General features: G+C 77.9%; 18 protein-coding genes. 9 read left to right on the forward strand and 9 right to left on the reverse strand.

All coding sequences use genetic code 11. From position 1 onward, the window contains the following. Positions 1-81 precede the first annotated feature (81 nt). Complete coding sequence (locus tag HOP40_RS02695; protein WP_172154318.1) at positions 82-711, reverse strand: class F sortase; 630 nt, start codon at positions 709-711, stop codon at positions 82-84. A gap of 14 nt (positions 712-725) precedes the next feature. Further along, the gene (locus tag HOP40_RS02700; protein ID WP_172154320.1) at positions 726-1,460 is read right to left on the reverse strand and encodes a DUF4142 domain-containing protein; all 735 of its coding nucleotides are present in this window, start codon (positions 1,458-1,460) and stop codon (positions 726-728) included. Positions 1,461-1,628: 168 nt separating this feature from the next. Here HOP40_RS02700 and HOP40_RS02705 point away from each other — a divergent pair, with 168 nt between their 5' ends. Then, a complete protein-coding gene (locus HOP40_RS02705) occupies positions 1,629-2,975 on the forward strand; it encodes an MFS transporter (protein WP_172154322.1) in 1,347 nt (448 codons plus the stop codon). Here HOP40_RS02705 and HOP40_RS02710 read toward each other — a convergent pair. Then, positions 2,972-3,814 carry an exodeoxyribonuclease III gene (locus HOP40_RS02710; protein ID WP_172154324.1) on the reverse strand — a complete coding sequence of 281 codons (843 nt, stop codon included), beginning with the start codon at positions 3,812-3,814 and terminating at the stop codon, positions 2,972-2,974. The genes HOP40_RS02705 and HOP40_RS02710 overlap by 4 nt on opposite strands. Before the next feature lie 57 nt (positions 3,815-3,871). On the opposite strand from HOP40_RS02710, the gene xylA reads away from it, so the two are divergent. From xylA to HOP40_RS02725, 3 genes are read left to right on the forward strand one after another with little or no spacing between them, the layout of a single operon-like run. Then, complete coding sequence (gene xylA / locus HOP40_RS02715; RefSeq protein WP_172154325.1) at positions 3,872-5,047, forward strand: xylose isomerase; 1,176 nt, start codon at positions 3,872-3,874, stop codon at positions 5,045-5,047. Between the two features lie 55 nt (positions 5,048-5,102). Continuing rightward, entirely contained in the window at positions 5,103-6,494 is a 1,392-nt protein-coding gene (locus HOP40_RS02720; protein ID WP_172154326.1) for a xylulokinase, read from the forward strand. A 24-nt stretch (positions 6,495-6,518) separates the two neighbouring features. Beyond that, positions 6,519-7,628 (forward strand): ROK family transcriptional regulator, encoded by a 1,110-nt coding sequence (locus HOP40_RS02725; protein WP_205347060.1) that lies wholly within the window; start codon positions 6,519-6,521, stop codon positions 7,626-7,628. A 1-nt stretch (position 7,629) separates the two neighbouring features. Here the strand turns inward: HOP40_RS02725 and HOP40_RS02730 are convergent, their stop codons facing one another. Further along, a complete protein-coding gene (locus HOP40_RS02730; RefSeq protein ID WP_172154327.1) occupies positions 7,630-8,328 on the reverse strand; it encodes a hypothetical protein in 699 nt (232 codons plus the stop codon). 111 nt (positions 8,329-8,439) lie between these two features. Between HOP40_RS02730 and HOP40_RS02735 the strand changes: the two genes are divergently transcribed. After that, on the forward strand, positions 8,440-9,102 hold the full coding sequence (locus HOP40_RS02735) for a response regulator transcription factor (protein WP_172154328.1): 663 nt from the start codon (positions 8,440-8,442) through the stop codon (positions 9,100-9,102). After that, the gene (locus HOP40_RS02740) at positions 9,099-10,385 is read left to right on the forward strand and encodes a HAMP domain-containing sensor histidine kinase (RefSeq protein ID WP_172154329.1); all 1,287 of its coding nucleotides are present in this window, start codon (positions 9,099-9,101) and stop codon (positions 10,383-10,385) included. Before HOP40_RS02735 ends, HOP40_RS02740 begins: the two co-directional genes overlap by 4 nt. Before the next feature lie 123 nt (positions 10,386-10,508). Here HOP40_RS02740 and HOP40_RS02745 read toward each other — a convergent pair whose 3' ends face one another. Further along, entirely contained in the window at positions 10,509-11,513 is a 1,005-nt protein-coding gene (locus HOP40_RS02745; RefSeq protein WP_172167718.1) for a potassium channel family protein, read from the reverse strand. Between the two features lie 102 nt (positions 11,514-11,615). Between HOP40_RS02745 and HOP40_RS02750 the strand changes: the two genes are divergently transcribed. Beyond that, a complete protein-coding gene (locus HOP40_RS02750; protein ID WP_172154330.1) occupies positions 11,616-11,984 on the forward strand; it encodes a DoxX family protein in 369 nt (122 codons plus the stop codon). Between the two features lie 92 nt (positions 11,985-12,076). Here the strand turns inward: HOP40_RS02750 and HOP40_RS02755 are convergent, their stop codons facing one another. Both HOP40_RS02755 and HOP40_RS02760 read right to left on the reverse strand, forming a co-directional pair. After that, the gene (locus tag HOP40_RS02755; RefSeq protein ID WP_240157475.1) at positions 12,077-15,490 is read right to left on the reverse strand and encodes an ATP-dependent DNA helicase; all 3,414 of its coding nucleotides are present in this window, start codon (positions 15,488-15,490) and stop codon (positions 12,077-12,079) included. 2 nt (positions 15,491-15,492) lie between these two features. After that, entirely contained in the window at positions 15,493-18,765 is a 3,273-nt protein-coding gene (locus HOP40_RS02760) for an ATP-dependent helicase (RefSeq protein WP_240157476.1), read from the reverse strand. 185 nt (positions 18,766-18,950) lie between these two features. Between HOP40_RS02760 and HOP40_RS02765 the strand changes: the two genes are divergently transcribed. Further along, positions 18,951-19,703 carry an alpha/beta fold hydrolase gene (locus HOP40_RS02765; protein ID WP_172154331.1) on the forward strand — a complete coding sequence of 251 codons (753 nt, stop codon included), beginning with the start codon at positions 18,951-18,953 and terminating at the stop codon, positions 19,701-19,703. Further along, a complete protein-coding gene (locus tag HOP40_RS02770; RefSeq protein ID WP_172154332.1) occupies positions 19,704-19,982 on the forward strand; it encodes an MGMT family protein in 279 nt (92 codons plus the stop codon). It begins immediately after the preceding gene. Positions 19,983-20,268: 286 nt separating this feature from the next. On the opposite strand, the gene HOP40_RS02775 is transcribed toward HOP40_RS02770, so the two are convergent. Beyond that, positions 20,269-20,958: a sirohydrochlorin chelatase gene (locus HOP40_RS02775; RefSeq protein WP_240157477.1), complete on the reverse strand. Its 690-nt coding sequence runs from the start codon at positions 20,956-20,958 to the stop codon at positions 20,269-20,271. Continuing rightward, positions 20,955-22,112 (reverse strand): uroporphyrinogen-III synthase, encoded by a 1,158-nt coding sequence (locus HOP40_RS02780; RefSeq protein ID WP_205347236.1) that lies wholly within the window; start codon positions 22,110-22,112, stop codon positions 20,955-20,957. Before HOP40_RS02780 ends, HOP40_RS02775 begins: the two co-directional genes overlap by 4 nt. Between the last annotated feature and the right edge of the window lie 32 nt (positions 22,113-22,144).

Below are 22,144 nucleotides of genomic sequence, written 5' to 3' on the forward strand. Positions count from 1 at the left end.
ACCGGAGAGGTTGCCACGCCGGTCCGGCGGGTGGGCGTGGGGCTCGGGCGGGGCGGGGTTCGGCGGGGGTGGGGCGGCGGTTCAGGCCGGAACGGCGTGCACGACCACGTTGTCCTCGTAGTGCCCGGTCGCCCGGTCGAAGTCCCCGCCGCAGGTGATCAGGACGAGGCCGGGCGGGCCGTCGCCGGTGAACAGGTCGGCGGGCAGGTCGGCCTTGGGGTACTCCCGACGCGCGGTGACCGCGTAGCGCAGCTCCCGCCCGTCGGCACCCCGCACGACGACCTCCTCCCCCGGCTCGACCTCGCGCAGCACGGCCAGAGCCCCGAGCCCGGCCTCCGCGGTGTCCACGTGCCCGGCCAGCACCGCGGACCCCCGCCCGCCGACGAGCGGGCCGGGCGACCACCAGCCGACCGTCCGCGGGTCGGCGGGCAGCTCCATCGCGCCCGTCGGCGCGGTGCCGACCGGCACGACAGGGGCCCGGACCGCGCGGCCCGGGATCTCCACGGTCACCGGGGTGGTGCCCGGAGTCGCGGGCAGGGCGGAGACCACGACCGGCGGCACCACCCCCACGTCCGCCGCACCCGACCCGGACAGCAGCAGCGCGGAACCGGCCACCAGGCACGCGAGACCCGCGCCGGCGGCCAGGAGGACCGGCCACCGGCGCAGGAAGGGCCGGCGCAGCGAAGGCCGGCGCAGGGAGGGCCGGCGCACGGAGGGCCGGGCAGTCAGGAGTCCTGGCGGCGGCGCACCGCGCCACCCGCCAGCGCGGCCCCACCGAGCAGCACGACCCCGCCGCCGAGCAGGCCGACCGCGAGCAGCGTGCCGTCGTCGGAGGCCTGGCCGCCGCTGCCGGCCTCGACCGCGGTGGGCGCGTCGGCCCCGGCCGCGGTGGAGGCGCCGGCCAGCCCGGCGGCGAGGGCGTCGAGCCGGGCGAGGGCCTGCTCGGCGGCGGCCTTCGCCTCCGGCGACGCGTCGGGCGAGGCGAGCACGGCCTCCGCGGCGCTGCGGGCCTGCGCGATCGCCTCGCCGGCGGCGCGCAGCCAGGCCTGGTCGAAGGGCTGCCCGGTGCGGGCGCCGAGGTCGGCGAGCTGCGCCTGCTGCTCGGGGGTGAGCGCGTCGGTGACGGCGACGCCCTGCCCCTCCGCGAGCGCGCGGAGCTGCTCGGTCAGCGACTCGGCGTCGGAGGAGAGCTGCCCGCCGAGGCCGCGGACCTGGTCGCCCGTGCCCTGGTCCTGGCCCAGCCCGCCGAGCGCGGCGAGGCCCGTCGCGGCGGTGAGGGCCTGGCCCAGCGCGGCGCCCTGCTCACCGACGCCCGTGGACGCGGCGGCCGGGGCCGGGGCCGCCGGGGCGGGTGCGGCCGGAGCGGGGGCGGCGGGCTCCGGCGACGAGCAGGCCGCGACGGTGGCGAGGGCGAGCGCGGCGAGCACCGTGCCGGTCGTGCGGATCGTGGTGCGGGTCATCGTGCGGACCTCCGGGGAGCGGGGAACGGACGCCCGGAGGGTGGCCCGGGCGGCGTCGCACCGCCGGACGGAGTGGATCAATCCCCCCGATGGGGTGAGACCCCGGCGACACGGGCCGCGGACCAATCGCGTTGACCTCCACCCGGGTTCAGGGAGCACGATCGACGCATGACCGCTCCCACCCCCGTCCGCACCGAGCTGTTCGGGCCCGACCGCCGCTCGACCACCGTCGGGCTGGTCCTGCTGATCAGCCTGGTCGCGTTCGAGGCGATGGGGGTCGGGACGGCGATGCCCGCGCTGGTCGCCGACCTCGGGGCCGTGTCGATGTACGCGTGGCCGTTCGTGGCGTTCATGGCGGCGTCGGTCTTCGGCACGGTGCTGGGCGGGCGGTGGTGCGACCGGGCCGGGCCGCGCGTGCCGCTCGTCGTCGCGCCGGTGCTGTTCGGGCTGGGCCTGCTCGTCGCGGGCACCGCGGCCACGATGCCGCAGCTGCTGGTGGGGCGGCTCTTCCAGGGGCTCGGGGCGGGCGCGCTGGGCGTCGGCGTCTACGTCCTCATCGCGCTGGTCTACCCCGAGCGCGCGCGGCCCGCGGTGTTCGGGCTGATCAGCTCGGCGTGGGTGCTGCCGTCGCTGATCGGGCCGCCGGTGTCGGGCGTCGTCACCGAGGCGGTGTCGTGGCACTGGGTGTTCCTGGGGCTGGTGCCGTTCGTGGTGCTCGCGGTGGCACTGGTCGTCCCGGCCGTGCGACGGCTGGGGCCGCCCGACCCCGGGCGCGCCGCCGCGCAGGCGCGCCCCGGGCTCGTGCCCGCCGCGGCGGCCGCGGCGGTGGGTGTGTCGGGGCTGAGCTGGGCCGCGCAGCAGGAGGGCGCCGCGGGCGCCGTCGTCGCCGCGGTGGCGGTGCTGCTGCTGGTGCCGGCGGTGCCGCGGCTGCTGCCGCGCGGGGTGTTCCGCTCCGGGCGCGGCGTGCCGACCGTCGTCGTCGCCCGCGGGCTGCTCGCCGGGGTGTTCTTCACCGTCAACTCCTACCTGCCGCTGATGCTCAACGGCACCCACGGCTGGACGCTCGCCGCGGCCGGGCTGCCGCTGATCGTCGGGTCGCTGGGCTGGTCGAGCGCGGCGGCGTGGCAGGGGCGGCGCCCCGACCTCCCGCGCGCCCGGCTGCTGCGGATCGGCTTCTGCGCGCTCGGCGCCGGGACGGCGGGCATGCTGCTCGTGGCCCCGGCGTGGGGGCTGCCGTGGCTGGCGCTGCCGTTCTGGGCGCTCGCGGGCGTCGGGATGGGGCTCGGGTTCTCGTCGGTGTCGTTCCTGCTGCTGCAGAAGTCCGAGCCGGAGGCGGTCGGCTTCCACAGCTCGGCCGCGCAGATCGCCGACCAGCTCACGACCGCGCTGATGATCGGGCTGGGCGGCGCGCTGCTGGCGCTGCTCGTGTCGCCCGCCGTCGCGCTGCCGGTGCTGGTGGCGGTGCTCGTCGGGCTGGCCGCGCTGGGTGCCGTGGTCGCCGGGCGGGCCGCCTAGCGGCGCTTGCGGCCCTTCGGGTTCGACGGCGGCGGCACGACCGGGCCGATGTCGCCGTCGGGCGCCGTGTCGAGGTCGACGATCACCGGCGCGTGGTCGCTGGGCCCGGTCCCCTTGCGCGCCAGGCGGTCCACCCACGCGGCGGCGACGCGCCCGGCCGGGTCGGCGCCGGCGAGCACGAGGTCGATGCGCATGCCCTGGTCCTGGTGGAAGCGGCCGGCGCGGTAGTCCCAGTAGCTGAAGAACCGCTCGGACGGCCAGCGGTCGCGGACGACGTCGTGCAGGCCGAGGTCGCGCAGCGTCGTCAGGGCGCCGCGCTCGGCCGGCGTCACGTGGGTGGAGTCGACGAACAGCGCGGGGTCCCAGACGTCGTCGTCGGTCGGGGCGATGTTGACGTCGCCCGCGATGACGGTCGTGGCCGGGTCGTCGACGGAGGCGGCCAGCGCGGCGAGCCACTCGAGCTTGTAGGCGTAGTGCGGGTCGCCGGGAGTGCGGCCGTTGGGGACGTAGACCGACGTGACGCGCAGCCCGCCGCAGGTCGCGGTGACGGCGCGGGCCTCGACGGCCTCCTGGAACGCCGGCACCGCGGGCAGGGCGCGGCGCACGTCCTCCAGGCCGACGCGCGAGAGCAGCGCGACGCCGTTCCAGCGCCCCTCCCCCACGTGCGCGACCTCGTAGCCGCGCTCCTTGAGCGGGGCGTCGAAGTGCTCGGCGAAGGCCTCGTCGGACAGCTTCGTCTCCTGCAGGCACACCACGTCGGGCGCGCGCTCGTCGAGCCAGGGCAGGAGCCGGGGAAGGCGGGACAGGGCGGAGTTCACGTTCCACGTAGCCAGACGCACGGTCCGCACGCTACCGTCGGAGGAGTTTGTTCAACGACCGAACAAAGGAGTCGAGACATGGTGCAGCCCACCCGCGAGGACCGCTTCAGCTTCGGGCTGTGGACCGTCGGCTGGCCGGCCCGGGACCCCTTCGGCGACGCGACGCGCCCCGCGCTCGACCCCGTCGAGTCCGTGCACCGGCTGTCGGACCTGGGCGCGTACGGCGTCACGTTCCACGACGACGACCTCATCCCCTTCGGCTCGTCCGACGCCGAGCGCGACCGGATCGTCTCCCGCTTCCGCGGCGCGCTCGACGAGACCGGCCTCGTGGTCCCGATGATGACCACCAACCTGTTCACGCACCCCGTGTTCAAGGACGGCGCCTTCACCAGCAACGACCGCGCGGTGCGCCGGTTCGCGCTGCGCAAGGTGCTGCGCAACCTCGACCTCGCCGCCGAGCTCGGCGCCACCACCTACGTGTTCTGGGGCGGGCGCGAGGGCGCCGAGGTCGACCAGGCCAAGGACATCCGCGCCGCGCTCGACCGCTACCGCGAGGGCATCGACCTGCTCGCCGCCTACGTCAAGGAGCAGGGCTACGGCATCCGCTTCGCGATCGAGCCCAAGCCCAACGAGCCCCGCGGCGACATCCTGCTGCCCACGCTCGGGCACGCGCTCGCGTTCATCGCCGAGCTCGAGCACGGCGACATCGTCGGCATCAACCCCGAGGTCGGCCACGAGCAGATGGCGGGGCTCAACTACACCTCCGGCATCGCGCAGGCGCTGTGGGCCGGGAAGCTGTTCCACCTCGACCTCAACGGCCAGCGCGGCATCAAGTACGACCAGGACCTCGTGTTCGGCCACGGCGACCTGATCAACGCGTTCTCGCTCGTGGACCTCATCGAGAACGGCGCGCCCGGCGGCGGCCCGGCGTACGACGGCCCGCGGCACTTCGACTACAAGCCGCTGCGCACCGAGGACCTCGACGGCGTATGGGCGTCGGCGGCCGCGAACATGAGCACCTACCTGCTGCTCAAGGAGCGCGCGGCGGCGTTCCGGGCCGACCCGGAGGTGGCCGAGGCGCTCGCGGTGTCGGGCGTCGCGGAGCTGGGGAAGCCGACGCTGAACCCGGGCGAGACGGTGGCCGACCTGCGCGCCGACGACGCCGACTTCGACGCCGACAAGGCCGCGGAGCGGGGCTACGGCTTCGTGCGGCTCGCGCAGCTGGCGCTGGAGCACCTGCTGGGTGCCCGATGACCTGTGAGTGGCGATCGTGCCCAGGGGCACGATCGCCACTCACGAGGGGGTGCTCGTGAGCCTCGTCGCCGGCGTCGACTCCTCCACGCAGTCCTGCACCGTCGTCATCCGCGACGCCGACACCGGCGCCCTGGTCCGCGAGGGCCGGGCGCCGCACCCGCCCGGCACGGAGGTCGACCCCGAGGCCTGGTGGTCGGCGCTGCAGGAGGCGCTCGCGAAGGCGGGCGGGCTCGACGACGTCGACGCGCTCGCCGTCGCGGGGCAGCAGCACGGGATGGTCTGCCTGTCCGCGTCGGGCGAGGTCGTGCGGCCGGCACTGCTGTGGAACGACACGCGCTCGGCCGGCGCGGCGAGCGACCTCGTCGACGAGCTCGGCGCGCAGGCGTGGGCCGACGCGACCGGCAGCCTGCCCGTCGCCTCGATCACCGTCACCAAGCTGCGCTGGCTCGCCGCGCACGAGCCGGAGCACGCCGCCGCCACCGCCGCGGTGTGCCTGCCGCACGACTGGCTCACCTGGCGGCTGCGCGGCACGGGCGTCCTCGACGACCTGGTCACGGACCGCTCCGACGCCTCGGGCACCGGCTACTGGTCCGACGACGGCTACCGCCCCGACCTGCTCGAACGCGCGCTGGGGCGCTCCGACGTCGTCCTGCCGCGTGTGCTCGGGCCCGCCGAGGGCGTCGCCGGTCCGGGCCTGCTGCTCGGGCCGGGCACGGGCGACAACGCCGGTGCCGCGCTCGGGCTGGGCGCGGCGCCCGGTGACGTCGTCGTGTCGCTGGGGACCTCCGGCGTCGTCTCGGCGGTCAGCGGGGTCCGCACCGCCGACCCGACCGGGATCATCGCGGGCTTCGCCTCGGCGACGGGCGAGCACCTGCCGCTGGTGTGCACGCTCAACGCCGCGCGGGTGCTCGACGCCGCGTGCGCGCTGCTCGGCGTCGACCACGCGGAGCTGTCGCGGCTCGCGCTGGAGGCGCCGGCCGGGGCGGGCGGGCTGGTGCTCGTGCCGTACCTGGAGGGCGAGCGCACGCCCAACAAGCCGGACTCGACGGGGGCGCTGCACGGGCTCACACTCGGCACGTCGAACCCCGCGCACCTCGCCCGCGCGGCGGTGGAGGGCCTGCTCTGCGGGCTCGCCGACGCCCTCGACGCGCTGGTGGCGGCCGGGGTCGACGTGCGGCGGGTGTTCCTCGTCGGTGGCGGTGCCCGGTCCGACGCGGTGGCCCGGATCGCCCCCGCGGTGTTCGGGCGGCCGGTGCTGCGGCCGACGCCGGGCGAGTACGTCGCCGACGGGGCGGCCCGGCAGGCGGCGTGGGTGCTCTCGGGCGCCGACGCCCCGCCGGAGTGGGCGGCGGCCGACACGGAGTCGTTCGAGGCGTCGCCGACGCCGCAGGTGCGGTCGAGGTACGCGGAGGCGCGCGAGCTGACGGTCCCGCGAGTCGGGGTCTGAGTGCGCGCGAGTCGGGGTCTCGTCGTGCGCGGGTCGGGGTCGCGGGCCGCCGGGAGCGACGTCCGGCGGCACAACCTCGCGCTCGTGCTCGGCGAGGTCGTCGACGCCGGGCCGGTGTCGCGCGCGGCGATCGCCGGCCGCACCGGCCTCACCCGCGCGACGGTCTCCTCGCTCGTCGAGGAGCTCCTCGACGCCGGCCTGCTCGCCGAGCTCGCCGCCGAGCGCGGCGGGCCCGGCCGGCCGGCGAACCCGTTGCAGCTCAACCGGGCCGGCCCCGCGGGACTCGGCCTGGAGATCGAGGTCGACCACGTCGCGGCGTGCGTCGTCGACCTCACCGGGGAGGTCCGCGCCGTCCGCCGGGTCGCCTCCGACCACCGCGACGACGACCCGCGCCGCGCGCTGGCCCGGGCCGCCGAGCTGGGGCTGTCGGTGGCCGCGGAGTCCGGACTGGCCGTCGCCGGGGCGGCGGTGGCGGTGCCCGGCGTCGTGGGCGCCGACGGGGTCGTGGTGCGCGCGCCGAACCTGCCGCGCTGGTCGGGCGCGCACCTGGGCCCGGAGCTCTCGCCGCTGCTCGGCGGGCTCCCGGTGACCACGGCCAACGAGGCCGACCTCGCCGCGCTCGCCGAGCTGTGGTTCGCCGACGGTCCGCCCGACGCCCTCTACGTCTCCGGCGGCATCGGCGTCGGCGCCGGGATCGTGCTGGGCGGGCAGCTGTTCCGCGGGGCCGGCGGCCGCGCGGGCGAGCTGGGGCACGTCGTCGTCGACCCCGACGGGCCGCCGTGCCGCTGCGGGGGCCGCGGCTGCCTGGAGCAGGTCGCGGGCCAGGAGGCGCTGCTGCGCGCGGCCGGCGCCGACGACCTCGACGCGCTGCCCCCGCACGTCCTCGACGGCGCCGCCCGCGCGCTCGGCGTCGCGCTGGCGGGGGCGGTCAACCTGCTCGACGTGCCGGTCGTCGTCCTCGGCGGCATCTACGCGCGGTTCGGCCCGGCCTTCGGCGACGACGTGCACGCCCGGCTGGTCGAGCGCGTCGTGCACCGCTCCGACGTGGCGGTCCGCCCGTCCGCCCTCGGTGCGGGCGGGGCGCTGCGGGCGGCCGCCGCGTCGGTGGTGCGGGAGCGGCTGCGCGCCCCCTAGGTCACGACGCGCGCGGCAGGATCCGCACGCCGTCGGCGGTGAGCGTCGCCCCGTCGGTGATCGTCCCGGTGAGCACCACGACGTCGCCGACGGCGGGCTGCTGACCGAGCCCGCCGACGTCGACGGTCACGGTGCGCCCGTCCACGGCCACCACGGTCGCGCTCGTCCCGGTGAGCGCGGTGACGGTGCCGGTGACGCGCGCCTGCGGAGCCGTGACCGACACGGCGGTGGCGGCGTCGCCGGTGCCGTCGACGCGGACGACCACGCGCTCGCCCGGTGCCAGGTCGCCGAGCGCGGCGTTGCCCGAGCCGCGGACGCGGGTGTCGTCGGTGGTGCGCAGGGAGCGCTGGGCGGCCCCGTCGGGCGTGACGACCAGCGTGCCCTCGGACGTCGAGACGACGGTGCCGACGAGCACGGCGTCGTCGCCGAGCCCCTCCCCGCGGGGGCCGCGGTCGCCGCGGCCGGGCCCGTCAACTGGGCCGCCGAGGCCCGGGCCGCCGTCCAGCTCGTCGTACTCCCCGGTCAGGCCGATCCCGGGGACGCCGCGCCGGTCGTCGCCGCGACCCGGGCCGCCGCCGGGGACCAGCAGAGCGGCCACGACGCCGGCGACGACCAGCGCCGCCAGGACGACGGCGCCGATCACCAGCACGCGCCCTCGGGGTCGGCGCCAGCGGCGGGTGGTCGTGGTGGGTCCGGTCATCGTGCATCTCCTCGTGTCGGGGTCACCGAGGCTGCCGCGCGAACCTGACCGGACCCTGAAGGTCCGGGCTCCTTCAGCCGATCTTCAGCCGCGGGCGGGCAGGATGGCGGCGTGGGAGCGCGGGTGCTGGTCGTCGAGGACGCCGAGGCGATCCGGACGGCCGTGCTCGCCGGTCTGACGGGCGCCGGCTTCGACGCGGCCGGGCGCGCCGACGGCTCCGGCCTGGAGCACGACCTGGAGGCGTTCCGCCCCGACCTGGTCGTCCTCGACGTCATGCTCCCGGGCCGCGACGGCTTCGCCCTGCTGGAGGTCGTGCGCCGCCACAGCGACGCCGGGGTGGTCGTGCTGACCGCGCGCGACGGCGTCGACGACCGCCTGCGCGGCCTGCACGGCGGCGCCGACGACTACGTCGTGAAGCCGTTCGCGCTGGCCGAGCTCGTCGCGCGGGTCACGGCGGTGCTGCGGCGGATGGGCCGCACGCCGTCGACGGTGGAGGTCGGCGACCTGCTCGTCGACGCCGCCGCGGGCGCCGTCTCCCGCGCCGGCGTCCCGATCGAGCTGACGGCCACCGAGCTGCGGCTGCTCGACTACCTCGCCACGCAGCGCGGGCGCGTCGTCGGCAAGGGGCAGATCCTCACGCGCGTCTGGGGCTACACCGAGTACGACCCGAACCTCGTCGAGGTCCACGTGTCCGCGCTGCGCCGCAAGCTCGGCGAGCCGAGGCTGCTGCACACCGTGCGCGGGCTCGGGTACGTGCTGCGGGCCGATCCGTGAGCCGCTGGTCGCTGCGCGCGCGCGTCACCGCGCTGAGCCTGGTCGTGCTGGCCGCGGTCCTGCTCGCCGTCGGCGCCCTGACCGACGTGGTGTTCGCCGCGCAGGGCCGCGCCGACCTGCGCAGCCAGCTGGCGGTGCGCGCGGCGCTCGCCGGGGAGCTCGTCGCGCGCGGGCTCGACACCGCGGAGATCGCGCGGCAGGTCGAGGCGCCGGGGATCCGCGCGGTGCTCGTCTCCCCCGACGGCCGGGTCTACGGCGACGGCCCGCGCCGCCCGCGGCCCGGCCGATCGGCCGACGGCGTGCTGCAGCAGCCCCTGGCCGACGGGTCGCAGCTCACCCTGGTCGCCGTCGACGACGGCGTCACCGCCGCCCAGCAGCGCCTGCGCCGCACGCTGTTCCTGCTCGGCCTGGCCGGGCTCGCGGTCGCCGGGGTCGTGACGATGCTGACGACCCGCGTCGCGCTCGCCCCGCTCGACGGCATGACCGCGCTGGCCCGCTCCATCACCCGCGGCGACCGCGGGCGGCGCCTCGCCCCGGTCCGCACCGACACCGAGCTCGGCCGCACGGCGGCCGCGTTCGACGCCATGCTCGACGAGCTGGAGGGCGCCGAGCGCCAGGCCCGTGAGTCCGAGGCGCGGACGCGGCGGTTCGTCGCCGACGCCGCGCACGAGCTGCGCACGCCGCTGGCCGGGGTCCGGGCGGTGGCCGAGGCGGCCGCCGCGCCCGGTCTCGGCGCGGAGGAGCGCGACCGGCTGCACCTGCTGCTGCTGCGGGAGTCCCACCGCGCGGGGCGCCTCGTCGACGACCTGCTCGTCCTCGCGCGCCTCGACGCCGGCCTGGAGCTGCGCCGCGAGCCGGTCGAGCTGCTGGCGCTCGCCGGGACCGAGGTCGAGCGCCTGCGGATGCGGGCGCCGGACCGGGAGATCACGGTGTCCGGTGAGCCGGTGACGGTCACGGGCGACCCCGTCCGCCTCGCCCAGGTGCTCGCCAACCTGCTCGACAACGCCCACCGCTACGCCCCCGCGGGCGCGGCGGTCGCCGTGCGGGTGGGGCCCGGAGCGCGCGTCGAGGTGGCCGACACCGGCCCCGGCGTCCCGCCCGCCGAGCGCGAGCGGATCTTCGACCGGCTGGTGCGCCTGGACGAGGCCCGCACCGCCCACGACGGGGGCGCGGGCCTGGGCCTGGCGATCGCCCGCGGGATCGCCCGGGCGCACGGGGGCGAGCTGCGGCTGGCCGACACGGCGGGCCCGGGCGCGACCTTCGTCCTGACGCTCCCGGCCTGACCCCGCCCCTCCGGCGAGTTTGCCGATCCGGTCGGCGAGTTTGCCGATCCGGTCGGCGAGTGTGCCGGGCGGCCGCGGCAAACTCGCCGGGCGGCTACGGCGAACTCGCGGGTGGGGGGTGGGTCAGTCGTCCTCGTCGGGCGGGGTGGCCTTGCGGACGTAGAGCAGCCGGTCGCCGCGCTCCAGCGAGTCGACCTTCGACGAGTCGACGCGGAACAGGCCGTCGCCGCGGACCACGGCCAGGACGATGTCGGCGAGGTGCCGGGGCGAGCCACCGAGCTCGGAGTCCTCGACCTCCCGCTCGCTGATCGCGAAGCCCGCGTCGGGCGTCAGCAGGTCCTCGACGACCTCGACGACGTTCGGGCTCGTCGTCGCCGCACCGAGCAGGCGGCCCGCCGTCTCCGCCGACACGATCACCGAGTTGGCGCCGGACTGGCGCAGCAGGTGCACGTTCTCCGACTCCCGCACCGCCGCGACGATCCGCAGCTTCGGGGCCAGCTCGCGCGCCGTGAGCGTCACCAGGACCGCGGTGTCGTCACGGTTGGTGGCGACGATGAGCGCCGACGCCTGCGCCACGCCCGCGATGCGCAGCACGCTCGAGCGCGTCGCGTTGCCGGTGATGGTGACCAGCCCGAGCGCGGACGCCGCGTCGAGCTGCGCCCGGTCGGTGTCGACGACGACGATGTCGTCGGGGCTCTTGTCGTCGCCGAGGAGGGTCTCCACGGCGGCGCGCCCCTTCGTGCCGTAGCCGACGACGATGGTGTGGTCGCGCAACCTGGACCTCCAGCGCTCGATCCGGAAGGACTGGCGGGACCGTTCGGTGAGCAGCTCCACCGTGGTCCCGACGAACGTGATGAGGAAGATCAACCGCAGGGGCGTGACGACGATCGTGGTCCACAGCCGGGCCGTGTCGCTCACCGGCACGATGTCGCCGTAGCCGGTGGTGGAGACCGACACCGTCGAGTAGTAGAACGCGTCGAGCAGGCTGATCGGGCTGCCCTCGGCGTTGTTGTCGATGTAGCCGTCGCGCCCGAAGTACACGATCAGCGCGGTGGCGACGAGCGCACCCAGCGCGATCGCGAGCCGGCGCAGCAGCGACACCAGCGGCGTGACCGTGGAGTCGGGCATGCGCACCGGCCCGACCAGCGTCGGATCGGCGATCGGTCGGCGGCGCCGGTCGCTCCTCACGCGGGGAGGGTAGCCCGGCGCGACCGTGCGACGATCACCGGCGTGACCTCGCGCGCCGCCCTCGCCCTCGCCGGCCTCCTCACCGCCGGGGGCGTGGCGCACTTCGCGGTCCCCGGCTTCTTCGACGCGATCGTCCCGGCCCCGCCGCTGCCCGGCACCCCGCGGTTCTGGACGCACGCCTCCGGGGTCGCCGAGCTGGGCGTCGCCGCGGCGGTGGCGGCCCCCCGCACCCGTCCCCTGGGAGCGCTCGCCGCCGTCGCCCTGTTCGTGGCGGTGTTCCCGGCGAACGTGAAGATGGCGCTGGACTGGTCGGACCGCTCGGCCGCCGAGCAGGCGATCGCGTGGGGGCGCCTGCCGCTGCAGGTCCCGCTGGTGCTGTGGGCGCTCAAGGTGCGCCGCGACGCGCGGTAGGTCCCGCGCGCGTTCACGGCTGCCGCGCGCGTTCCCGGTTCCTGCGCGCCCCCGGCGACGCGCGGGAACGTGTTCGGCGCGCGGGAACCGGGTCAGCGCGCGGGAAGCGCCTGGGCGTGGCCGTCGCCGCCCGCTGGAGCCGCCGCTGCCGGCACCGACTCCAGCAGCGCCCGCAGCCCGGCGGCGTCGAGGAGGTCGGCGGGGCGGAGCGTGACGTCGGCGCGGACGTAGTGGAACGCCGCCCGCACCTGCTCGGGGTCGCACCCGGCCAGCGCCGCCCACGCCAGCCGGTACGCCGCGAGCTGCACCGACAGCGCCGGGAGCCGCGCGTCGTCGGGGAGCGCGCCGGTCTTCCAGTCGACGACGGTCCAGCCGCCGTCCGGGTCGGTGAACACCGCGTCCATCCGCCCGCGCACACCGACCCCGGCGACGATCGTCTCGAACGGCACCTCCACCTCGACCGGCCGCCGCTCGGCCCACTCGCTGCGCAGGTAGGCCTCCTGCAGCTCGGCGAGCGCGTCGTCGTCGGCGGCGCCCTCGTCGGCCGCACCGGGAAGCTCGTCGAGGTCGAGCAGCTGGGCGGCGCCGAAGCGCTGCTCCAGCCAGGCGTGGAACGCGGTGCCGCGGCGGGTGTGCGGGTTGGGCGGGAGCGGCAGCGGGCGGCGCAGCCGGGCGGCGAGCACGGCCGGGTCGGCGGCGAGCTCGACGAGCTGGCTGACGGTGAGCTGCGCGGGCAGCGCGACCGTCGGGCGGGCGCGGGCGGCGGCGCGCTCGGCCAGCAGGATCTCGACGTCGGCGGCCCAGCCCTCGGGGTCCTCCTCGACGATCCCGTCCTCGTCCGGGTCGTCGGGCTCCGCGGGCCCGGGGTCGTCGGGATCCGGGCTGGTGACCAGCTCCGGAGCGGCGACGGGCACGTCGAGCAGCTCCAGCTGGGAGCCCGGATCGGCGGCGTCGGCGCGAGCGGCCCGGGCCGCGTCGAGCCCGGCGAGCGCGGCCCGGACCCGCTCGGCGCCGGCGTGCACGTCGGCCGACCGGGCGCCCAGGGGGTCGAGCGGCCACGGCACCCCGGGACCGTCGACGACGGCGGGGTTGTGCGCGCCGTCCTCCGGCGGCTCGGCCCACTGCTCGACGGCTTCGGGCACCGCCTGCGCGATCTGCACCAGGAACTCCGAGGGCTCCTTGGGCTTCTCCCCCGCCGCGGGCCAGCGGTGCCCGGACACCAGCAGCACCCGCTCGCTGCGGGTGAGCGCGACGTAGAACAGCCGCCGCTCCTCGGTGAGCCGGCGCTCGTCGAGGGCCTCGGAGTGGGCCTTGACCGCGTTCTCGAGCTGCTTGCGGTCGCCGTCGGCGGGCAGGTCGAGCAGGGGCAGGTCGATCGCGTCGCCGCGCAGCGCCACCGGCAGCTCCGACGGGTCGGTCAGCCACGTCCCGCCGATCTTGCGGCCCGGGAAGACCTGGGTGACGAGGTGCGGCACGGCCACGACCTGCCACTCCAGGCCCTTGGCCGCGTGCACCGTGAGCACCTGGACGCGGTCGTCGGCGACCTCGACGTCGCCCGGCGTGAGCCCGTCCTCGGCCTGCTCGGCGGTGTCGAGGTAGTCGAGCAGCGCGGGCAGCGTGGCGACCTCGGCGCCGGACGCGAACTCGGCGACGACGTCGGCGAACGCGTCGAGGTGCGTGCGGCCGACCGGGCCGGGGCGGGCGGCCGACTCGGCGTCGAGGAGCAGGAGCCGCTCGGCGTCGGCGACGAGGTCGGTGAGCGGCGCCGACGCCCGCGCCCGCAGCCAGCTCAGCTCGCGCCCCAGCCGCACGATCCGCTGGTGCCCGGCCGCGGTGTAGCGGGAGGCCTCGCCCGGGTCGTCGAGCGCGTCGACCAGGCCCGCCTGCTCGGCCTGCTCCGCGGGCAGCGCGCCCATCGCCAGCTCGGCGGCGGTGAGCGGGCCGCGGCGGCTGGGCAGCGCGGGCACGAGCTCGCGGGCGCGGGCCCACAGGGCGGCGAGGTCGGCGACGCCCAGGCGCCAGCGGGCCCCGGTGAGCAGGCGGACCGCCGACGGCCCGGCGAGCGGGTCGGACACCAGCTTCAGCGCGCTGACCAGGTCGCGGACCTCCGGCGTGTCGAGCAGCCCACCCAGCCCGACGACCTCCACCGGCAGCCCGCGGGCGCGCAGGGCGTCGGCGACGGCATCCATGTCGGCGCGGCGCCGCACGAGCACCGCGGAGCTGGGCGTGCGCCCGTCGGTCCACTGCTCGGCGACGGCGTCGGCCAGCCAGCCCACCTCCGTGGCGACGTCGGGCAGCAGCGCCACCCGCACGTCGCCCCGCACCTCGCCCGACCCGGCGCGCAGCTCGCCGACCCCGACCGCGCCGGGCGCGGTGCGCAGCGGCTCGGACACGGCGTTGGCCAGCGCCAGCACCTCGGCCGGGTTGCGGAAGCTGGTGAGCAGGCCGAACTCGTCGGCGGGCTCGTCCGGCCCGGCGGGGAAGTCCGAGCGGAAGCGCACGAGGTTGCCCGCGCTCGCGCCGCGCCAGCCGTAGATCGACTGGCAGGGGTCGCCGACGGCCGTGACCGAGGGCCCGTCGGGGCGCACCGGCTCGCCCGGCACGGTGCCGAACAGCGCGCGCAGCAGCACGCGCTGGGCGTGGCCGGTGTCCTGGTACTCGTCGAGCAGCACCGCGCGGTAGGTGGCGCGCTCGGTCTCGCCGACCTCGGGGTGGCTCTCGGCGACGCGGGCGGCGATGGCGAGCTGGTCGGAGAAGTCGACGGCCCGCTCCGCGCGCTTGCGCGCCGCGAACGCCTCCACCAGCGGCAGCAGCTCGGTGCGCATGCGCTGGGCGTCGATCCAGCGCTTGTAGGTCTGCGACGGCTCGGCCCGCTGCCCCTTGCCCCGCGGCGCCTCCGACAGCGCCGTGGCCAGCCGCTCGGCGTGCACGCGGACCGCGTCGGTGCCGACGAGGTGCTCGCCGAGCTCGCCGGCGAGGGAGAGGAGGTAGCCGGTGACGGTGGCGGGCACGCGGTCGATGTCGAGGTCGTGGGCCCAGGTGCTGACGACCCGGTGCGCGAGCTGCCACGCCGCCGTCTCGCTGAGCAGGCGGGCCGCGGGCTCGGCGGGCAGGCGCAGGGCGTGCTCGGCGACGAGGCGCCCGGCGTAGGCGTGGTAGGTGGACACCGTCGGCTCGCCGGCCAGGACCGCCGCGCGGCGCTGCCCGCTCGGGTCGAGCTCGTCGAGCAGCCGGGAGCCGGCCAGGCGCCGCAGCCGCGACCGCACCCGCGTGCCGAGCTGCTGCGCCGCCTTGCGCGTGAACGTGAGGCCGAGCACCTGCTCGGGCAGCACCTCACCGGTGGCGACGAGCCAGACCACGCGCGCGGCCATCGTCTCGGTCTTGCCCGCGCCCGCACCCGCGACGACGAGCGCGGGGCGCGGCGGCGCCGAGATCACGGCGGCCTGCTCCTCGGTGGGCGGGTCGACGCCGAGGGCCGTGGCCAGGGCGCGGGGCGTGAGCAGCACGGCTACGCCTCCGTGACGGGGCGGCCGGACCCGTGGGCGGGGCAGCTGGTGCGGACCGGGCAGCGGTCGCAGTCGGGGCCGACGCGGGCGACGAACACCGAGCCCGACGACTGCTCGCCCGCATCGCGCACCACGGCCCGCCAGTGCTGCACGGCGTCGGCGTCGAGCGGGGGTTGCACGGGCTCCTTCGCCTCGCCGCTCGCCTTGCGGTCGGCGACGTAGACCAGGCGCGCGCCGCCGGGGCCCGCGGCGGCGTCGACGAGGTCGCCGAACGCCCCCAGCGCGGCGGCGAGCTGGTAGACCGCGAGCTGCGGGTGCTCCGCGGCGGCCCGCGCGCTCACCGCCGTCTTGCCGGTCTTCACGTCGATGACGACCGGGCGGCCCTGCGCGTCGGCCTCCAGGCGGTCGACCCGGCCCTTGAGCCGCAGCCACGGACCGGCGGTGCCGACCTCCACCTCGTCGGGCGGCAGGTCGAGCTGCACCGCCTGCTCGACGGCGACCAGCCGCAGCCCCTCGGCGCGGCTGGCGCGCACCCACTCGTCGAACGCCGCCAGCATCCCGCGCACGCGGGTGAGCTCGCGGCGGCCGAACCAGGGCGCGCCGGCGTCGAGCCTCGACCACGCCGACTGCAGCGCCCCCTCCAGCTCGCCGGGCTCCGCTCCCGCCGCCGCGGCCTGGACCAGCGCGTGCACCAGCGACCCGGTGATCGCCGCCAGCGCGCCGCCGTCGCCGCCGCCGTGGCGCTCCAGCGCCCACCGCAGCGGGCAGCGCAGGATCTTCTCGACGTCGGACGGGCTCACCGGCACGACCTCGCCGGGCTCGCGCAGTGGCGCCTGCGACGACAGCGGGGCCAGCCCGTACCACTGGTCGGGGTGGGCGCCGGGCACTCCCGCCTCGGCCAGGCGGGCCAGCGCGGCAGCGGCGCGCCGGTGGCGGGCGGGATCGGCGCCGGGGTCGCAGACGGCTCGGCGCAGCTCCCCCACCAGCTCGGCGAGGACCAGCGCGCGGCCCGGCCGGTGCACCGGGCGCTCGGCCTTCTCTGCGGGCAGCGGGTCGAGCTCGTCGAGGAAGCGGGAGGGCTGCTCGTCGTCGCCCTTGCCGGGGCCGGTGGACACCGCGCTGACCAGCAGCGCGTGCCGGGCGCGGGTGCACGCGGAGTAGAACAGCCGCCGCTCCTCGGCCAGCAGCGGCGCCATCCGCGAGACCGTCTCCTGGGGCGCCGCGACCCCCGCGACGAGGTCGACGAGCCGCTCGTTGCCGAGCAGGCTGCCGCGCAGCCGCAGGTCGGGCCAGGCGCCCTCCTGCACACCGGGCACCGCGACGACGTCCCACTCGCGCCCGCGGGCGGCGTGCGCGGTGAGCAGGACGACGGCGTCGCCGCGGGGCGCGCGGGCGGCGAGGGTGTCGGTGGGCAGGTGCTGCTCGGTGAGGTACTCGGTGAAGCCGACGACCCCCGCCCCGGGCAGCCGGTCGGTGTGGCGGGCGGCGGCGTCGAAGAGGGCGAGGACGGCGTCGAGGTCGCGGTCGGCGGCGGCACCGGCGGGGCCGCCCCGCGCGCTCGCCTCGCTCCAGCGCTGCCCGAGGCCGCAGCGCTGCCACACCCGCCACAGCACCTCCTCGGCGCTCTCGCCGTCGCGCACGGCGTCGCCGGCCAGCGCGAGCAGCGCCCCGACGCGGCGGAGCGGCGCGGTCTCGCTCGGCGGCAGGGCGGCCAGCGGGTCGGGACGCCCGCGCGCCGCGGCCTGCAGGGCCTCGACGAGCAGCGGATCGGAGCCCTCGGAGGCGGCGTCCGGCCCGGCGTCCGGGCCCCCGGCGTGCAGGCGCAGCAGGCCGCGGCGCAGGCGGCGCATCCGCATCGGGTCGGCCGAGCCGAGCGGCGAGGTGAGCAGCGCGGTGGCCGCGTCGGCGTCGAGCTCCGCGGGCCGCGCGGCGAAGCGCAGCACCATGAGCAGCGGGACGACCGCGGGCTGACGGGCGATCGGCAGCTCGTCGGGCGGCGCGGCGATCGGGACGCCCGCGGCGAGCAGCGCACGCCGCAGCGTGGGCAGCGAGCGGCGGGTGGACCGGGCGAGCACGGCCATCCGCGACCACGGCACGCCGTCGGTGAGGTGGGCGCGGCGCAGCCGGTCGGCGACCCAGCCGGCCTCCTGCGCGGCGGAGGCGAAGATCCGGACGTCGACGGAGCCCGCGTCGGGGTCCTCCCCCGCCGCCCCGACGCGCGTGCGACCCGCCCCCGCGCCGGGCAGGCGCGCCGCGAGCCGCGAGCCGGCCGCGCGGACGACCGGGGAACCGCGGTGGTCGGTGCGGAGCACGACGGTCTCGGCGTCGATCGCGTTCATGCCGTCGGGGTCGGCGCCGCGGAAGGCCAGCACCGCCTGGTCGGGATCGCCGGCCAGCAGCACCGTGCGCGCGGTGGAGCCCAGCGCCCGCACGAGCTCCATCTGCTGGGGGTCGAGGTCCTGGGCGTCGTCGACGAGCAGGTGGCGCACGCGGTGGCGCTCGGCCGCGAGCAGGTCGGGGTCGGACGCCAGCGCGTCGAGCGCCGCCGAGACCAGCTCCGCGGCGTCGAGGGCGGGCGCGGTGGCCTGCGGGGCGCCCCGGCCCGCGGCGCCGCGCAGCAGCGTGACCTGCTCGTAGGTGCGGAAGAAGCGCCCCGCGGCGCTCCAGGCCGGCACGTCGTGGCGCTCGCCCAGCTCAGCCAGCTCGTCGGGGCCCAGCCCGCGCTCGGCGGCGCGCAGGATCAGCTCGCGCAGCTCCGCGGCGAACCCGGGCACGCCGAGCGCCGGGTGCAGGCGCTCGGACCAGCCGGAGCCGGGGACGTCACCGAACAGCTCCCCGGCCAGCAGATCGCGCACCACGGCGTCCTGCTCGGCGCTCGCGAGCAGCCGCGGTGGCGGGTCGCCGTGGCGGGCGGCGTGCAGCCGCAGCACGCCGAACGCGTACGAGTGGACCGTGCGGACCAGCGGCTCGCGCAGCGTGCGCTCGTCGTCGAGGGCGAGATCGGCCAACCGCTCCCGGAACTCCTCCGCCGCGCGCCTGCTCCCGACCAGCAGGAGCGTGCGCGCGGGGTCCTCGCCCGCGGCCAGCCGCCCCGCGATGGCCGCCAGCAGCAGCGTGGTCTTGCCCGTGCCCGGCCCGCCGACGACCCGCAGCGGGCCCGCGGTGTGCGCGAGCACCCGCTGCCCCGCGGCGTCCCACTCGGGCGCGACCAGGCCGGGGCGCGGGGCGCGCACCAGGCCGGGCGCCACCCGTGCGGGAGCGAGGGTCCGAGTCACGGGAACGATGCAACCACGGGGCCCCGACAGTCCCGCGGCCCGCCCGGGCGGTGGGGGTGCGCGTCCCCCCGTCCCGAGTTGCAGGAAAGCCACGTTCCCGCAACCAGATGGCGGGAACGTGGCTTTCCTGACCCTCGGAGCGGCACGTCCGACCCCCACCCGCACCGCCGTGCGACGATCTCGCCGTGCCCCTGCACCTCCACCGGCTCGGCGTCGGCACCCCCGTCCTCGCCCTGCACGGCGTCACCGGTCACGGGGAGCGCTGGCAGGTCCTCGCCGACGCGCTGCCCGGGCACGAGGTGCTCGGCGTCGACCTCCGCGGGCACGGCCGCTCCCCCTGGACCCCGCCGTGGGGCCTCGAGCAGCACGTCGCCGACGTCCTCGCCGTCCTCGATGCCGGGGGCCTCGACCGCGTCCCGGTGATCGGGCACTCCTTCGGCGGCGCGATCGCGGTGCACCTGTCCCGCACGGCGCCCGAGCGGGTGGAGCGGGTCGTGCTGCTCGACCCGGCCATCGGGCTCGACGCCGACGACATGCTCGCGGCCGCCGAGGACACCCGCGCCGACGAGTCCTACCCCGACCTCGCCACCGCCCGCGCCGACCGCGCGCAGCGCTGGGAGGGCATCGACGCGGCACTCGTCGACGCCGAGCTCGCCGCCCACCTCGTCCCCGACGGGGACCGGCTGCGCTACCGCTACTCCCGCGCCGCCGTCGTCGCGGCGTGGGGCGAGATGGCCCGCCCGGCCGTCGTCCCGGCGGTGCCGACGCTGCTGGTACCCGCCACGCGGGCCGACTTCGTCGCACCGTCCTGGGTCGACGCCTGCCGCACCGCGCTGGGCGACGACCTCACCGTCGCCCCCGTCGACGCCAGGCACATGGTGTTCCTGGAGCGCACGGCCGAGGTCGCCGCGCACGTGTCCGCGTTCCTGGGCGGTTAGATGGACGAGGAGACGCTCGAGCGCGTGCGGGAGGTCGTCCGCGCGATCCCGCCGGGCACGACGTCGAGCTACGGCGAGGTCGCCGCCCGCGCGGGCCTGCCCGGCCGCGCCCGCCTGGTCGGCCGGATCCTCGCCGAGGACGGCCACGACCTGCCCTGGCACCGCGTCCTGCGGGCCGACGGCACCTGCGCGCCGCAGATCGCCCGGGAGCAGGCGGCGCGGTTGCGGGTGGAGGGGGTGCTGCTGGTGGACGGCCGGCTCCCCCGGCGCAAGGGCTGACGCGCCCAGCCCCGCCCCAGCCCCGCGCCCCGCGCCCCTCCCCGCCCCCGCTCCCGCCCCAAGTGACAGTGAAGTGGCTTTACTGCCACTGGGCGCCAGTAAAGCCACTCCACTGTCACTAGAGGGGCGGGGCGGCGGGCGCACTGGGAGCGGCGGGCTGCGCGGGCGGCGGGCTGCGCGGGCGGCGGGCTGCGCGGGCGGCGGGCTGCGCGGGCTGGCGGGCGGCGGGCTGGCGGGCGACGGGCTGGGCGGGCGAGCTGGGCAGCGGGCTAGGCGGGCGGCGGCCTCAGGCCGTCTGCACCACCCCGGCGGCCAGGGCCGCCTCGTACCGCGCCACCACCAGCCCGATCACCGCGTCGTGGGCCGCCAGCGGCGCGGCCACCACGTCGGCGCCCGCGTCGTCGAGGCCCTGCTGGAACAGGCCCGGGGCCAGCAGCCAGGACGCCACCGCCACCCGCTCGGCCCCCTCGGCGCGCAGGGCGGCGACCGTCTCGGGCACCCGCGGCCCCCCGGTCGCGATCGTGGCCAGGCTGACCGGGCGGCCGAGGCGGTGGCCGAGGCGGCGGGCGGCCAGTGCGCCGTCGGCCTGGGCGTACGGGTCCGACGACCCGGCGACGGCGAGCACCACGGCGTCACCGGGACGCAGCCCGGCGGCGTGCAGGCGGTCGGCGGCCACCCCGACGAGCGCGGGGTCGGGGCCGAACGTGTCGCCGACGAGGACGTCGGTGCGGCCGGTGGCGCGGATCTGCTCCGGCACGTCGACGCGCACGTGGTAGCCCGCGGCCAGGAACATCGGGACGGCGACGCAGGGACCGGGCAGCAGCGCGAGCGCGTCGGCGGGAGTGGGCCGCCGGACGTCGACGTAGCAGGCCTCCACCGGCACGCCCAGCGCGTGGCGGGCGCGCTCGGCCACCTCCTCGGTGACGACCGCGCCGCCGGGGTGGCGGGTGCCGTGGGCGACGAGCAGCAGGCTCACGGGGCGTCCCCGTGCACGCAGTGCCCGCCCAGGTCGGTGCCGCTCGCGGGGTCGAGCGCGAGGCGGTAGCCGCGCTTGACGACGGTCTGCACGAGCTTCGGCTCGCCGAGCGCGCTGCGCAGCCGGGCCATCGCGGTCTCGACGGCGTGCTCGTCGTCGCCCCCGCCGGGCAGGGCGCGCAGCAGGTCGGCGCGGCCGACGACCCGTCCGGGACGCCGGGCCAGCGCGCGGAGCAGCGCCATCCCGGCGGGCGGCACGGCGCGCAGCGCCCCGTCGACCAGCACGGCCTGCCCCCGCAGCTCCACCCGGTGCCCGGCCACCGGCAGCCGCCGGGCGCGGTCGGGCATCTCGGCCTCCAGGCAGCGCACCATCGCGCCCAGGCGCGAGCGCTGCGGCTGCACCGTGCAGACGTCGAGCGCCTCCAGCGGCGCCGCGGTGACCGGCCCGACGCACAGCGACAGCACCGGCCCGCGCAGGGCGTCGACCAACTGCTCGCGCACCCCGCGCTCGGCGGCGCGGGCGAGCAGGCCGGCGGCGGCGGGCGCGCTGGTGAAGGCGAGGGCGTCGATGCCGCCGGAGAGGACGGCGTCGAGCAGGCGGTCGAGCGGGCCGAGGTCGGCGGGCGGCAGCCAGCGGTACACCGGGATCTGGACGACGGACGCGCCCGCGATCTCCAGCGCCTCGACGACGTCGGGCAGCGGCTCGCCGTGCAGCTGCACCGCGATGCGCTTCCCGTCGAGCGGCGGGCCGGCGAGCAGGTACTCCAGCACCTCGGCCGAGGACTCCGACGGCGGCGACCACGCGTCGACCAGGCCGGACGCCCGGATCGCGCCGCGGGCCTTGGGGCCACGGGCGAGCAGCGTGCCGGAGCCCAGCGCGCGGAGCAGGTCCTCGCCCAGGCCCCAGCCGTCGGCCGCCTCGACCCAGCCGCGGTAGCCGATGCCGGTGGTGGCGACGGTGATGTCGGGCGGGTCGGCGATGAGGTCGCGGGTGGCGGCGAGCAGCTCGGTGTCGTCGGCGACGGGGACGATCCGCAGCGCCGGGCCGTGCACGACGCACGCCCCGCGCCGCGCCAGCATCGTGCCCAGCTCCTCGGCCCGGCGCGCGGCGGTGACGCCGACGGTGAACCCGGCCAGAGGCGGGACGTCGGTCAGCGGCGAGGGTGCGGTGGTGGTGGTCACGGCGG

This window comes from Pseudonocardia broussonetiae, from assembly GCF_013155125.1.
Classification (GTDB): Bacteria; Actinomycetota; Actinomycetes; order Mycobacteriales; family Pseudonocardiaceae; genus Pseudonocardia; species Pseudonocardia broussonetiae.

Bases quoted from the DNA above. Each gene is read 5' to 3' on its own strand.
- HOP40_RS02700 (WP_172154320.1), bottom strand. From the start codon at position 1,460: ATGACCCGCACCACGATCCGCACGACCGGCACGGTGCTCGCCGCGCTC.
- HOP40_RS02705 (WP_172154322.1), top strand. From the start codon at position 1,629: ATGACCGCTCCCACCCCCGTCCGCACCGAGCTGTTCGGGCCCGACCGC.
- xylA (WP_172154325.1), top strand. From the start codon at position 3,872: ATGGTGCAGCCCACCCGCGAGGACCGCTTCAGCTTCGGGCTGTGGACC.
- HOP40_RS02730 (WP_172154327.1), bottom strand. From the start codon at position 8,328: ATGACCGGACCCACCACGACCACCCGCCGCTGGCGCCGACCCCGAGGG.
- HOP40_RS02745 (WP_172167718.1), bottom strand. From the start codon at position 11,513: ATGCCCGACTCCACGGTCACGCCGCTGGTGTCGCTGCTGCGCCGGCTC.
- HOP40_RS02770 (WP_172154332.1), top strand. From the start codon at position 19,704: ATGGACGAGGAGACGCTCGAGCGCGTGCGGGAGGTCGTCCGCGCGATC.